The sequence below is a fragment of the Streptomyces inusitatus genome, assembly GCF_014651115.1.
GTDB lineage: Bacteria > Actinomycetota > Actinomycetes > Streptomycetales > Streptomycetaceae > Streptomyces > Streptomyces amakusaensis.
On the sequence record NZ_BMWG01000017.1, the window covers coordinates 30,019 to 43,737 of the forward strand.

10 protein-coding genes are annotated in these 13,719 nt (G+C 72.1%); 7 read left to right on the forward strand and 3 right to left on the reverse strand.

Annotation, left to right across the window (positions count from 1 at the left end):
• Positions 1 to 137: 137 nt before the first annotated feature.
• On the forward strand, positions 138 to 1,007 hold the full coding sequence (mutM, locus tag IE247_RS23170; RefSeq protein WP_190125169.1) for a bifunctional DNA-formamidopyrimidine glycosylase/DNA-(apurinic or apyrimidinic site) lyase: 870 nt from the start codon (positions 138 to 140) through the stop codon (positions 1,005 to 1,007).
• A 52-nt stretch (positions 1,008 to 1,059) separates the two neighbouring features.
• On the opposite strand, the gene IE247_RS23175 is transcribed toward mutM, so the two are convergent.
• On the reverse strand, positions 1,060 to 1,944 hold the full coding sequence (locus IE247_RS23175; protein ID WP_190125170.1) for a CAP domain-containing protein: 885 nt from the start codon (positions 1,942 to 1,944) through the stop codon (positions 1,060 to 1,062).
• 200 nt (positions 1,945 to 2,144) lie between these two features.
• Here IE247_RS23175 and IE247_RS23180 point away from each other — a divergent pair, with 200 nt between their 5' ends.
• From IE247_RS23180 to IE247_RS23195, 4 genes are all read left to right on the forward strand, one after another.
• A complete protein-coding gene (locus IE247_RS23180; RefSeq protein ID WP_190125171.1) occupies positions 2,145 to 2,426 on the forward strand; it encodes an acylphosphatase in 282 nt (93 codons plus the stop codon).
• A 394-nt stretch (positions 2,427 to 2,820) separates the two neighbouring features.
• Entirely contained in the window at positions 2,821 to 3,039 is a 219-nt protein-coding gene (locus IE247_RS23185) for a hypothetical protein (protein WP_153486296.1), read from the forward strand.
• A gap of 160 nt (positions 3,040 to 3,199) precedes the next feature.
• Entirely contained in the window at positions 3,200 to 6,757 is a 3,558-nt protein-coding gene (smc, locus tag IE247_RS23190; protein WP_190125172.1) for a chromosome segregation protein SMC, read from the forward strand.
• Positions 6,758 to 6,906: 149 nt separating this feature from the next.
• Positions 6,907 to 8,328 (forward strand): sugar porter family MFS transporter, encoded by a 1,422-nt coding sequence (locus tag IE247_RS23195; protein WP_190125173.1) that lies wholly within the window; start codon positions 6,907 to 6,909, stop codon positions 8,326 to 8,328.
• A 53-nt stretch (positions 8,329 to 8,381) separates the two neighbouring features.
• Here the strand turns inward: IE247_RS23195 and IE247_RS23200 are convergent, their stop codons facing one another.
• The gene (locus IE247_RS23200; protein WP_190125174.1) at positions 8,382 to 9,620 is read right to left on the reverse strand and encodes a GNAT family N-acetyltransferase; all 1,239 of its coding nucleotides are present in this window, start codon (positions 9,618 to 9,620) and stop codon (positions 8,382 to 8,384) included.
• Between the two features lie 121 nt (positions 9,621 to 9,741).
• Here IE247_RS23200 and ftsY point away from each other — a divergent pair, with 121 nt between their 5' ends.
• Positions 9,742 to 10,968 carry a signal recognition particle-docking protein FtsY gene (gene ftsY, locus IE247_RS23205; protein WP_190125175.1) on the forward strand — a complete coding sequence of 409 codons (1,227 nt, stop codon included), beginning with the start codon at positions 9,742 to 9,744 and terminating at the stop codon, positions 10,966 to 10,968.
• Between the two features lie 77 nt (positions 10,969 to 11,045).
• Here ftsY and IE247_RS23210 read toward each other — a convergent pair whose 3' ends face one another.
• The gene (locus IE247_RS23210) at positions 11,046 to 11,708 is read right to left on the reverse strand and encodes a bifunctional DNA primase/polymerase (RefSeq protein ID WP_190125176.1); all 663 of its coding nucleotides are present in this window, start codon (positions 11,706 to 11,708) and stop codon (positions 11,046 to 11,048) included.
• 469 nt (positions 11,709 to 12,177) lie between these two features.
• Here IE247_RS23210 and nsdA point away from each other — a divergent pair, with 469 nt between their 5' ends.
• On the forward strand, positions 12,178 to 13,641 hold the full coding sequence (nsdA, locus tag IE247_RS23215; protein WP_190125177.1) for a transcriptional repressor NsdA: 1,464 nt from the start codon (positions 12,178 to 12,180) through the stop codon (positions 13,639 to 13,641).
• The last annotated feature ends 78 nt before the right edge of the window (positions 13,642 to 13,719 follow it).

A 13,719-nucleotide genomic window follows, 5' to 3' on the forward strand; every position in this document is an offset into this window, starting at 1 on the left:
GCCCCCGCGCCCCCGGAGATCTCCGGGAGCGCGGGGGCCCGGTCGTTCCCGCCCGATGTCCGGTCCCCGATGACCGGTGTCCGTACACAGGGCGGTACGCTGCGGGCGTCACCGTGAGCGTTTCCCCAAGGAGCCCCGTGCCCGAGCTGCCCGAGGTCGAGGTCGTACGCCGAGGACTCCAGCGCTGGGTCAGCGGCCGGACCATCGCGGAGGTGCGTGTGCTGCATCCGCGAGCCGTCCGCCGTCATCCGGCCGGAGCCGAGGACTTCGCCGCCCGGCTCAAAGGACACAGCGTCGGCATCGCCCGCCGCCGGGGCAAGTACCTCTGGCTGCCGCTCGCCGACACCGACTCCTCCATCCTCGGCCATCTGGGCATGAGCGGTCAGCTCCTGGTCCAGCCGGAGGACGCCGCCGACGAGAAGCATCTGCGGGTCAGGATCAGCTTCGACGACTCGCTCGGCACCGAGCTGCGCTTCGTCGACCAGCGCACCTTCGGCGGGCTCTCGCTCCACGACAACACCCCCGACGGGCTGCCCGACGTCATCGCGCACATCGCCCGCGACCCGCTCGACCCGGCCTTCGACGACGACGCCTTCCACGCCGCGCTGCGGCTGCGGCGCACCACGGTGAAGCGGGCCCTGCTCGACCAGTCGCTGATCAGCGGTGTGGGCAATATCTACGCGGACGAGGCGCTCTGGCGCGCCAGGCTCCACTACGAGCGCCCGACGGCGGGCATCGGCCGGGCCCGCTCCACCGAGCTGCTCTGTCATGTACGGGATGTGATGAACGCGGCGCTGGCGGCCGGCGGCACCAGCTTCGACAGTCTGTACGTCAATGTGAACGGCGAGTCCGGATACTTCGACCGCTCGCTGGACGCCTACGGCCGGGAGGAGGAGCCGTGCCACCGCTGCGGCACTCCGATCCGGCGGCGGCCCTGGATGAACCGGTCCAGCTATTTCTGCCCGCGCTGTCAGCGCCCGCCGAGGCCCACGCGCTCCTCGGCGTAGCTGGCGCTCGGCCCGGCTCGGAAGGGCCCGGCCCGGCTCGGTTCGGAAGGGCTCAGAAGCCGAAGTTCTGGGTCCACCACGGGCCGCCGTCGCCCAGGTGGACACCGACGCCCAGCGTCTTGTAGTCGCAGTTGAGGATGTTCGCGCGATGCCCCTCGCTGTTCATCCACGAGTTCATCACCGCGCCGGCGTCCGCCTGCCCCCGGGCTATGTTCTCGCCGCCGAGATTGGTCACGCCCGCGCGCTCGGCCCGGTCCCAGGGGGTGTCGCCGTCGGGGTCGGTGTGCGAAAAGAAGCCCCGGGCGGCCATGTCGGAGCTGAAGTCGCCCGCGAGCCGTGCCAGCGAGGAGTCGAAGCCGACCGGGGAGCACCCCACCTTGGCGCGCTCCTCGTTCACCAGCGCGAGCACCTCGGCCTCGATCGCCGTGCCGGAGGGCGCCGAAGGCGCGGGCGAGGAGGGCTTCTTCGCGGGCGCGGACGACCGCCGGGGCGGAGCGCTGCGCTCCGCCGAGCGGTCGGAGGCGCGCTCCTCGGCGCGGTCCGGAACCTTCTCCGTCGGGCTCCCGGTTCTCTGTTTCGGTACGGCGCTCTCGCGCTCGGGAGCGCTGCTCCGCTCCGAGGGCTTCGCCGACGGCGGCGCCGAGGTTTTGGGGGAGGGGGTCTTGGAAGGCGCGTGCGCGGGGGCCGGGACGGCGCCGGTGGTGGTGCGGGAGGGCTCGCCGGAGGCGTCGCCCTGAGTCTGGAGCGTCGCGGAACCACCGCTGCGCACCTGGGTGCCGGGGACGCTGTCGCCGCCCGTCGTATAGGTGTCGCCGCCCGGCAGCAGACCGGAGGCCACGGCCACCGCCCCCACCGCCATGGCGGCCGACGCGCCGAGCAGTCCTGTGCGCACGGGCCTGACCGCACGCTTGGTGGAGCGACGACGATGGCGTCCCATCTGCTGTGCCTTCCTCGTACTCGACGGGCGCACCGCTCCGTCGTATGCCGGTCGCACTCCGGCCCCGCATCGGTTGAACGAGAAGACCGGATCACCCGAACGGGTGAGGTTCATTGCGACCGGACTGTACGCCATGACGTGTGGGGCGGAAGGGGACCATGAGGAAATCGAATGGGCGGCCGAGCGGCTAACGTGCACCCATGAACGATGCGGCACGGCTCACCGCTTGGGTACGCGGTCGAGTACAGGGAGTGGGCTTTCGATGGTTTACCAGGGCAAACGCTCTGGAGATCGGGGGGCTCACCGGATTCGCCCTCAATCTCGACGACGGCAGGGTGCAGATTGTCGCGGAGGGGCCACGTGAGAATTGCCACCGTCTGCTGGAGTGGTTGCGCTCCGACGACACACCCGGCCGTGTCGACGGTGTGACTGAGATATGGGACACGCCCCGCGGTGGTTACGAAGGCTTCGCGATCCGCTGATCGACCCCCCTGCCCCCGGCGTCCCCGAGGCCGCCGGGGCACGGTCCGCGAGCCCCCGCCGAACGCGGAAACAAGCAGGTGGTTGCCGTTAAAGGCCAACCGTGCCAGGATGCGGCGGTAAGGAAGATCCGCACGCCCCCAGGGCCCCGGAGCAGAGCCCTCCGCCGTATGTCGGGCGGATGAGAGCCACCCGGTCGACCCACCCGTACGGGGCGTGATCGTGTTGACCGTCAAACTTTTTGGTGAGACTCTGGAATCCCCGCGCACCTTAGCTGTTTGGCAGTAAGAACCGCAGCGATAGAGCAGTACCAGAGCACTGTCGAGCACCGCGGGTGCGAATCCCTCACGACCCACACCGCATCGGTCGGTCACTCAGTGTGGAGGACCATCCATCATGGCAAAGGCGCTTCTCGGTTACGTCGGCGGTTCTGACCCGCGACTCCTCGCCGAGATGCGACGGCTCCAGCAGCGCGTCCAGGACCTTGAATCCGAACTCGTACGGATCCAGTCCGAGAATGACGCGCTGAGCGCTGCCGTCGCTCAGCACCCCGGAGAGTCGCTGCTTGACGGCATCGACATCGACGTACCGCAGGCGGAGCCCGCGCTCACCTGAGCACGGCGGTCCGCTTGAGATCCATCGCGCGAGATATGCAAGGGACGCCTCGGCGTCCCTTCTTTCTTTTCCCCCCACGCCATCGTCACCCCACGCCTACGTCTGATGTGCCCCCCGCCTTCACGGGTGAAACCGCCCGCTGAAGGTAGAGTCCGGCTGCGTGCACCTCAAGGCCATGACCCTGCGCGGTTTCAAATCCTTCGCGTCCGCCACCACACTTCGGTTCGAACCGGGCATCACCTGCGTCGTGGGCCCCAATGGCTCCGGCAAGTCGAATGTCGTGGACGCCCTCTCCTGGGTCATGGGAGAGCAGGGCGCGAAATCTTTGCGCGGCGGAAAGATGGAAGACGTCATCTTCGCCGGAACGACCGGACGGCCGCCGCTGGGCAGGGCCGAGGTATCCCTCACGATCGACAACTCCGACGGCGCGCTCCCCATCGACTACACCGAGGTCACCATCACGCGGATCATGTTCCGCAATGGCGGCAGCGAATACCAGATCAACGGCGACACCTGCCGCCTCCTCGATATCCAGGAACTCCTTTCCGACTCCGGCATCGGCCGGGAAATGCATGTCATCGTCGGACAGGGCCGCCTCGACTCCGTGCTCCACGCCGACCCCATGGGGCGGCGCGCCTTCATCGAGGAGGCCGCCGGAGTGCTCAAGCACCGCAAGCGCAAAGAGAAGGCGCTGCGGAAGATGGACGCGATGCGGGCCAACCTCGCACGGGTGCAGGACCTCACCGACGAACTGCGCCGACAGCTCAAACCCCTCGGACGACAGGCCGCCGTCGCCCGCCGGGCCGCCGTCATCCAGGCGGAGCTGCGCGACGCCCGGCTCCGGCTGCTCGCCGACGACCTGCTGCGGCTGCGCACCGCCCTCGCCGCCGAGATCGCCGACGAGGCGGCCCTCAAGGAGCGCAAGGAGAGCGCGGAGGCCGAGCTGAGCCGGGCACTCGCCCGCGAGGCGGAGCTGGAGGAGACCGTACGGCGGCTCACACCCCGGCTGCGCGACGCCGAGCGCGACTGGCACGAACTCTCCCGGCTGACCGAGCGGGTGCGCGGCACGATCTCCCTCGCCGACGCCCGGGTCCGCAGCGCCACCGCGCCCCCGGCGGAGGAACGCCCCGGCCGGGATCCGCAGGACATGGAGCAGGAGGCCGCCCGGATCCGGGAGCGGGAGGCCGAACTGCTCGCCGCGCTGGAGGCCGCCCGGGGCGCGCTGGAGGACACCGTCGCCCACCGCGCCGGCCTGGAGCGGAACCTCGCCGACGAGGAGCGCAGGCTGAGGGACGCCGCCCGGGCCATCGCCGACCGGCGCGAGGGCCTCGCCCGCCTCGGCGGCCGGGTCGCCGCCGCCCGGGGCCGGGCCGCCTCCGCCCAGGCCGAGATCGACCGGCTCTCCGCCGCCCACCAGGAGGCCGGGGAGCGGGCCGCCGCCGCCCGCGAGGAGCACGAGGCGCTCCGCGCCGAGGTCGACGGACTCGACGCCGAAGACGCCGAGCTGGGCCAACGCCATGACACCGCCCGCCGGGAGTCCGCCGCGGCGGAGAGCGGACTGAACGCGGCACGCGAGGCCCGTACCGCCGCCGAGCGCGAACACGCCGCCGTCGCCGCCCGCCGCGACGCCCTCGCCCTGGGCCTGCGCCGCAAGGACGGCACCGGCGCGCTGCTGGCCGCGAAGGACCGTATCGGCGGACTGCTCGGACCGGCCTCCGAACTGCTGACGGTCACCCCCGGCCAGGAGATCCCGGTCGCCGCCGCCCTGGGCGCCGCCGCCGACGCGGTCGCCGTCGCCAACCCCGCGACGGCCGCCGAGGCACTGCGCCTGCTCCGCAAGACCGACGCGGGCCGCGCCTCGATACTCCTCGCGGGCGCGCCCGGACCCGCCGAAACCGAACCCGCCGCGGGGATCGGCTGGCCGTACGCCGTGGAGCTGGTGCGCGGACCCGAGGAGCTGATGGCCTCCGTACGACGGCTGCTCGGCGGATTCGTCGTCGTACGCACCCTGGAGGACGCCGAGGAACTCGTCTACGCGCGGCCCTGGCTCACCGCCGTGACCGCCGAGGGCGATGTGCTCGCCGGGCACTTCGCGCGGGGCGGCTCGGCCGGCGCGCCCAGCCTCCTGGAGGTGCGGGCCGCCGTCGACGAGGCCGCCGCCGAACTGGCGGAACTCGCCGCGCGGTGCGAGGAGTCCGCCCTGGCCGAGGAGCGGGCGAGGACGCGCCGCGCCGGGTGCGCCGCGCTCGTCGAGGAGCTGGGCGAGCTGCGGCGCACCGCCGACCGGGAGAAGTCCGCCGTCTCCGGACGGCTGGGACGGCTCGCCGGACAGGCGCGCGCGGCCGGGGAGGAGTCCGAGCGCACCCGGGCCGCCGTCGCCAGGGCCGGCCGGGCGCTGGAGGAGGCCCGCCGGGAGGCGGACGAACTGGCCGAACGCCTCCTCGTCGCCGAGGAGGCCCCCGCCGACGCGGAGCCCGACACCCAGGCGCGCGACCGGCTCGCCGCCGACGGCGCCAACGCCCGCCAGACCGAGATGGAGGCCCGGCTCCAGGTCCGCACCCACGAGGAGCGGGTGAAGGGCCTCGCGGGCCGCGCCGACGCGCTCGACCGGGCGGCCCGCGCCGAACGCGACGCCCGGCACCGCGCCGGGCTGCGGCGCGCCCGGCTCCGCCACGAGGCCGCCGTCGCCACCGCCGTGGCCGCCGGAGCCCGGCTGCTGCTCGCGCACGCCGAGGTCTCCCTCGTACGGGCCGGGACCGGGCGTACCGCCGCCGAGACGGCGAAGGCCGCGCGGGAGGGCGAGCTGACGGCGGCCCGCGCCCGGGGCCGCGAGCTCAAGGGCGAGCTGGACAAGCTCACCGACTCCGTGCACCGGGGCGAGGTCCTCGGCGCGGAGAAGCGGCTGCGGATCGAACAGCTGGAGAGCAGGGCCCTGGAGGAACTGGGCGTGGAACCGGCCGCGCTGCTCGCCGAGTACGGCCCCGACCAGCCCGTACCGCCCGCCCCGCCGGCCGAGGGGGAGGAGCTTCCGAAGGACCCGGAGCACCCCCGCAACCGGCCCGGGCGTTTCGAACGCGGCGATCAGGAAAGACGGCTGAGGTCGGCGGAACGGGCCCACCAGCAGCTGGGAAAGGTGAATCCGCTGGCCCTGGAGGAGTTCGCGGCGCTGGAGGCGCGCCATCGGTTCCTCTCCGAGCAGCTCGAAGACCTGAAGAAGACCAGGGCCGACCTTCTTCAGGTGGTGAAGGAGGTGGACGAGCGCGTCGAACAGGTCTTCACCGAGGCGTACCGGGACACGGCCCGCGAGTTCGAAGGAGTCTTCGCACGGCTCTTCCCCGGCGGCGAGGGCCGCCTTGTGCTCACCGACCCCTCCGACATGCTCACCACGGGTGTGGAGGTCGAGGCCCGGCCGCCCGGCAAGAAGGTCAAGCGGCTCTCCCTGCTCTCCGGGGGTGAGCGCTCCCTGACCGCCGTGGCGATCCTGGTGGCGATCTTCAAGGCCAGGCCGAGCCCGTTCTATGTCATGGACGAGGTCGAGGCGGCACTCGACGACACCAACCTTCAGCGGCTCATCGGGATCATGCGGGAGCTCCAGGAGTCCTCCCAGCTGATCGTGATCACCCACCAGAAGCGGACGATGGAGGTCGCGGACGCGCTGTACGGCGTCTCCATGCAGGGCGACGGCGTCTCCAAGGTCATCGGCCAGCGCCTGCGCTGATCTCCCCCCGGCCGCTCTCACGCCTACAGCCCACCCCGGTGGTGACGCGACCCGGGCCGTGCGCCACTGGAAGGGCTCGCCCTCTCCGGCCGCGCCCCTTCCCGGCCGCGCCGTCGTCGGTCCACGAGCAACCGGCCCCAGGAGTACATGTGACCAGCAGTGCGCAGCCGCCCCCGGCCCCCGGGGCCCGTACCGAACATCCCGAACATCTCGGTCATGTAATCTTCATCACGGCGTCCGCCGCGATGGGCGGCTTCCTCTTCGGATACGACAGCTCGGTCATCAATGGCGCGGTCGAGGCCATCCGCGACCGCTACGCCATCGGTTCCGGGGAACTCGCGCAGGTCATCGCCATCGCGCTGATCGGCTGCGCGATCGGCGCGGCCACCGCCGGCCGGATCGCGGACCGGATCGGGCGCATCGCCTGCATGCGGATCGCGGCCCTGCTCTTCACCGTCAGCGCGGTCGGCTCGGCCCTGCCGTTCGCCCTGTGGGACCTGGCGATGTGGCGCGTCGTCGGCGGCTTCGCCATCGGCATGGCCTCGGTCATCGGCCCCGCCTACATCGCCGAGGTCTCCCCGCCCGCCTACCGGGGCCGGCTCGCCTCCTTCCAGCAGGCCGCGATCGTCATCGGCATCGCCGTCTCCCAGCTGGTGAACTTCGGCATCCTCCAGCTCGCCGACGGGGACCAGCGCGGCGAACTCCTCGGCCTGGAGGCCTGGCAGTGGATGCTCGGCGTCATGGTGGTGCCGGCCATGCTGTACGGGCTGCTCTCCTTCGCGATCCCCGAGTCGCCCCGCTATCTGATCTCCGTCGGCAAGGTCCACCGGGCCAAGAAGGTCCTCGCGGAGGTCGAGGGCGAGCATGCCGACCTGGACGCCCGGGTCGCGGAGATCGACCACGCGATGCGCAGCGAGCACAAGTCGACCTTCAAGGATCTCCTCGGCTCGCGCCTCGGCTTCCTGCCCATCGTCTGGGTGGGCATCGGGCTCTCGGTCTTCCAGCAGCTCGTCGGCATCAATGTGGCGTTCTACTACTCGTCCACGCTCTGGCAGTCCGTGGGCATCGACCCGACCAGCTCCTTCTTCTACTCGTTCACCACCTCGATCGTGAACATCATCGGCACCGTGATCGCGATGGTCCTGGTCGACCGGATCGGCCGCAAACCGCTCGCCCTCATCGGCTCGACCGGCATGGCGATCGCCCTGGCCTTCGAGGCCTGGGCCTTCTCCGCCGATCTGGTGGACGGCAAACTGCCCAGCCTCCAGGGCACCGTGGCCCTGGTCGCCGCCCATGTCTTCGTGCTGTTCTTCGCGCTCTCCTGGGGCGTGGTGGTCTGGGTTCTCCTCGGCGAGATGTTCCCCAACCGCATCCGCGCCGCCGCGCTCGGCGTCGCCGCGTCCGCGCAGTGGATCGCCAACTGGGCCATCACCGTGAGCTTCCCGAGCCTCTCCGAGTGGAATCTCTCGGCGACATACGTCATCTACGCCTCCTTCGCGGTGCTCTCCATCCCCTTCATCCTGCTCTTCGTCAAGGAGACCAAGGGCAAGGCGCTGGAGGAGATGGGCTGAGCGAAGAAGCCCTCCCCGCTCCCGGGAGTCCCGGGGCAGGGAGGGCGGCCCTTCTAGAACTCGTCCGTGGTGTGCGGCAGCAGACCGGTGCGCGAGGCCCGGCCCAGCAGCTCCGCCGCCCCCGGTGTGTGCTCGGTGACCAGCCCGGCGCGGACCAGCTCCGCCGGTTCGATGTCACCGAGGTAGACGGCGGCGAGTTCCCGTACGCCGAGGGTGAGATCGGCCGCGTCCCCGGTACGGGAGACCCGGGCCGCGAAACCGTCCCCGGCGCGCTCGACGGCGACCCGGTACCGCCCGGCGTTGGCGGGCAGCCCCGCGTCGGTCACCTCCAGCACCAGATCCGCCGGGGCCGACCAGCTCCGCCCCGCCAGCGCGGCGGGCACATCGACCACCCGCAGCCACAGCGCCGGGAATTCCTGGGTGATCCGCACCTGGTCGCGGTCGGCGGAGAGCCGCAGCAGCGGATCGTCCAGCGGCCTGCCCCACGCGCGCACCTTGTCGACCAGGTCGATCGAGGCCACATACCGCCACAGCGCGGCCGCCGCGGCGGGGGAGTCGGCCTCCAGCTCCTGGAGATGGACGGTGCCCCGGCCCTCGTCGTCGCTCAGGGTCCGGTAGTAGACATAGCCCGCGGGCTCCGCGCCCTTCTCCCCGAGGACCACCACCCGAGGGGGGCTCAGCTCGTCGTTCCCCTCGTCGTCCTTCCGGAGGATGTGCGTACGCCACCAGAAGTCGTCCCGCGCCACCCGGCCCGCGCGCTCGGAGCGGGCGGCGGAGTGCAGGGAGCCGATCACGGCGGGGGCGTCCTCGGCGGAGACCAGTCGCAGCGGACGGGCGTCGGGCTCGATCCGCAGCTCCAGCGGACGGTCCGTGTCGATCTCCACCGTGTACGAGCGGGTCGCGGGCTCGAAGCCGAACCGGCCGTAGATCCCCGTCTCCGACACCCACAGCGCGGCCAGCGGCTGCCCGGCCGCCGCGCAGCGCCGCCACAGCTCGTCGATCATTCCGCTCAGGACGCCCCGGCGGCGATGGGTGGGAGCCACCGAAACGAAGGTCACCCCCGCGCACGGCAGCTCCGAGCCGGGCACCGAGAGCTTCAGCGGATGGGCGGCCAGCAGCCCGACCAGCTCGTCCCCGTCGTAGGCCCCGATCCGCTCGCAGTGCGCCAGGATCTCGTGGTGGAGTTTGCGGGGCTCGTCCTCCACATCCTTCTGAAGGAAGACGAGATAGTGCAGGTCAAGGGCGCGTTCGAGGTGCGCCTCCGGGATGGTCCGATACTCCAGGGCGGTCATGCACAGGACGCTAGCCCGACCGGCTCGCGCGAGTCATCCGGATTTTCCGCCGGGCCGGGCGGACCCCCCCCGGGGTGTGGCCGACTTGCCCCGGCGGGGTGTGACCGATACTGGGTGGGTTATGGAATTCGTCATCCTTGCCGTAGTCATCGCCCTGGTCGCCGTCGGCGTCACGATCAGCGGGCTTGTGATCAGCAGCCGCAAGAAGAAGCAGCTGCCGCCATCGGCCCCGTCGTCCGCGCCGACCATCACCGCTCCACCCGCCGAGCCGCATGTCGGCGACGAGGCGGAGACACCGCGGGAAGAGCCACGCCGCACCGTCGAAGAGGTCGAGCTTCCGCCGGCCGACGAGGCCGCCGGAGCCCCCGCGGCCGTCGAGGACCCGGTCGTCGCCGCGCCCCCGGCCCCCGAGATCGAGGTCCCCGAGCCGACCGCCGGCCGGCTGGTCCGGCTGCGCGCCCGGCTCGCCCGCTCGCAGAACTCGCTCGGCAAGGGACTCCTCACCCTGCTCTCCCGCGAGCACCTCGACGAGGACACCTGGGAGGAGATCGAGGAGACCCTCCTCATCGCCGACGTCGGCGTCGCGCCCACCCAGGAACTCGTCGAGCGGCTGCGCGAGCGGGTCCGGGTACTCGGCACCCGTACCCCCGACGAGCTGCGCACCCTGCTCCGTGAGGAGCTGCTGAACCTCATCGGCACCGACGCCGACCGCACGGTGAGGACCGAGAGCGGCCTGGAGACCCCGGCCGTCGTCATGGTCGTCGGCGTCAACGGCACCGGCAAGACCACCACCACCGGCAAGCTCGCCCGGGTCCTGGTCGCGGACGGCCGCTCGGTCGTCCTGGGGGCCGCGGACACCTTCCGCGCCGCCGCCGCCGACCAGCTCCAGACCTGGGGCGAGCGGGTCGGCGCGCGCACCGTGCGCGGGCCGGAGGGCGGCGACCCGGCGTCGATCGCCTTCGACGCGGTCAAGGAGGGCATCGCCGAGGCCGCCGACGTGGTGCTGATCGACACGGCGGGCCGGCTGCACACCAAGACCGGCCTGATGGACGAGCTGGGCAAGGTCAAGCGCGTCGTGGAGAAGCACGGCCCGCTGGACGAGATCCTGCTCGTCCTCGACGCCACCACCGGCCAGAACGGCCTGGTGCAGGCGCGGGTCTTCGCCGAGGTCGTCAACATCACCGGCATCGTCCTGACCAAGCTCGACGGCACCGCCAAGGGCGGCATCGTCGTCGCGGTCCAGCGCGAGCTGGGCGTGCCGGTGAAGCTGGTCGGCCTGGGCGAGGGCCCGGACGACCTCGCGCCCTTCGAGCCGGAGGCGTTCGTCGACGCCCTCATCGGCGACTGACCGGGCGGAAAGAGGCCTGCCCCGAAGCGCCCGTCGGACCGGATCCCCGGCCCGGCGGGCGCTTCCGTACCCCGGCCCTAGGCCGCCGAGCGGTGGCAGATGTACGCCAGGGTCCCGAGCAGCAGCCTGGCCGCGGGTGGGGCCGCCGCCGTGTCCAGGGACGGCGGCCTCAGCCAGTCGACCGGGCCCAGGCCCGCGTGGTCCGACGGCGGGGCGGTGATGTGGTCGCCGGGCCCCAGACAGTGCAGATCGAGATCCGCGTCGTCCCAGCCCATCCGGTACAGCAGCGCGGGGAGATCGGCCGCCGCGCCCGGCGCGACGAAGAACTGACAGCGGCCGTCCGGCGTCTGGGACACCGGACCGGGCGGCAGCCCCATCCGCTCCAGCCGCACCAGCGCCCGCCGTCCGGCCGGGGCGGCGACGTCCAGGATGTCGAAGGAGCGGCCCACGGGGAGCAGCAGCGTCGCCCCCGGGAACCGCGACCAGGCGGCGGCCACCTCGTCCAGCGTCGCGCCCGCCGGGATCTCGGCCGCGTACGGCAGCGGATGCGCCCCCGGGGAGGCGCAGTCCGGGCTGTCGCAGGAGCATCCGCCGGACACCGCGCGCGCTCCGGGGACGACCGACCACCCCCAGAGCCCTGTGTACTCGGCCACCACGGTGCACTCCGCCGTGCGGCCACGGCGTCGCGAGCCGGACCGGATGTCCCTGATGCCCCGGCTGCTGCCGATTGTGAAGCCCATGCCCATGCCCCCTCCAACGGGTCGTGTCGCCGGTGGTTACGACCCGAAGTCTCCTCGTAACACAGTGTCGCGACAGGTGTAGCTGGGGCGGCGCACAGTGGCGCGAGGGGGAGTGCGGGAGGTGCCGCGCTCCGGTGGACGCACTGGTCCGCCGGCTTCCGGTCGTCGTGTGTCAAGTGAATCGTGCCTGGCGGCGGGGGAGTTCATTCGAAGGGGTGGCGAATGGTGGCGTTTGGCGGAACCCTCTCGCGGCCGGGTGATCGTAGGATTACTTTCGGTGTGCGAGCCCGGTGAGTACGCGCGCGCACCCGGGCACGACCCCGAGGCGGCTCCTGGTCCCGCGCGGGCTTTGCAGACGGTATGTGCAGGCTTCTGGCAGGGAGAGTGCGTCCTGCGGACAGACGGCCCGAGAGCACGGCATTCTGACAGGGGTTCGAGCATTCAGGGTCTGACGGATGGGGGCTTCTCAGTGGACGGCAGCGGCGCCGGTGCGAATACCGGCAAGCGCCCGAACGAGCAGCTGGGCTCGTGGTTCGTGCGCAGCGGTTGGTCCAAGGGCGAGCTGGCGCGCCAGGTGAACCGCCGGGCCCGCGAGCTGGGCGCGCACCACATCAGCACCGACACCTCACGGGTCAGGCGCTGGCTGGACGGGGAGCAGCCGCGCGAGCCGATCCCGAGGATCCTCTCCGAGCTGTTCTCGGAGCGCTTCGGCACCGTCGTCGCCATCGAGGAGCTGGGGCTGCGCACCGCCCATCAGTCGCCCTCGGTCTCCGGGGTCGACCTCCCCTGGGCGGGCCCCCAGACCGTCGCCCTGCTCAGCGAGTTCTCCCGCAGCGATCTGATGCTGGCCCGGCGCGGCTTCCTCGGCGCCTCGCTGGCGCTGGCCGCCGGCCCCGCCCTGGTCGAGCCCATGCAGCGCTGGCTGGTGCCCACCCCCGGCGCGGCCCCGGCCACCGCCCCGGTCGTGCCCCTCGCCTCCCGGCTCTCCGGGATCGAGCTGGAGCTGCTGGAGTCCACCACCGTGATGTTCCGGGAGTGGGACGCCCAGTGCGGCGGCGGGCTGCGGCGCAAGGCGGTCGTCGGCCAGCTCCACGAGGTGACCGACCTGCTCCAGGAGCCGCACCCCGAAGCCACCCGCCGCCGTCTCTTCGTCTGCGCCGCCGAGCTGGCCCAGCTCGCCGGCTGGATGAGCTACGACGTCGGACTCCAGCCGACCGCGCAGAAGTACTTCGTCCTCGCGCTCCACGCGGCGAAGGAAGCGGGCGACAAGCCCCTCGGCTCGTACATCCTCTCCGCGATGAGCCGCCAGATGATCCATCTGGGCCGCCCCGAGGACGCCCTGGAGCTGATCCATCTCGCCCAGTACGGCAGCCGGGACTGCGCCACCGCCCGCACCCAGGCGATGCTGTACGCGATGGAGGCCCGCGCCTACGCCAATATGGGCCACCCCAGCAAGTGCAAGAGGGCCGTCCGGATGGCCGAGGACTCCTTCTCCGACGCCGGGGCCGACGGGGAGGCGGAGCCCGACTGGATCCGCTTCTTCTCCGAGGCCGAGCTGAACGGGGAGAACGCCCACTCCTACCGCGATCTCGCCTATGTCGCCGGGCGCAGCCCCACCTACGCCTCCCTCGCCGAGCCGGTCATGGCGCGCGCCGTGGAGCTGTTCGAGCGGGACGAGGTGCACCAGCGGTCCTACGCGCTCAATCTGATCGGCATGGCCACGGTCCACCTCCTCAAGCGCGAGCCCGAGCACGCCACCGAGCTGGCCTCGCAGGCGCTCACCGTGGCCAAGCGGGTCCGCTCCGAGCGGGTCAACACCCGGCTGCGCAAGACCGTCGACACCGCCGCCCGGGACTTCCGGGACGTGGCCGAGGTGGTGCGCTTCACCGACCTCCTCACCGCCCAGCTCCCCGGGGCCGCCGAGGCCGTCTGAGCCCCCTCCTCCCCCTCCGTTTTCCCGGCCGTTCATGGCCGTGTAACACCCGGCACCTCTTCGTCATCGTCGTGAAAC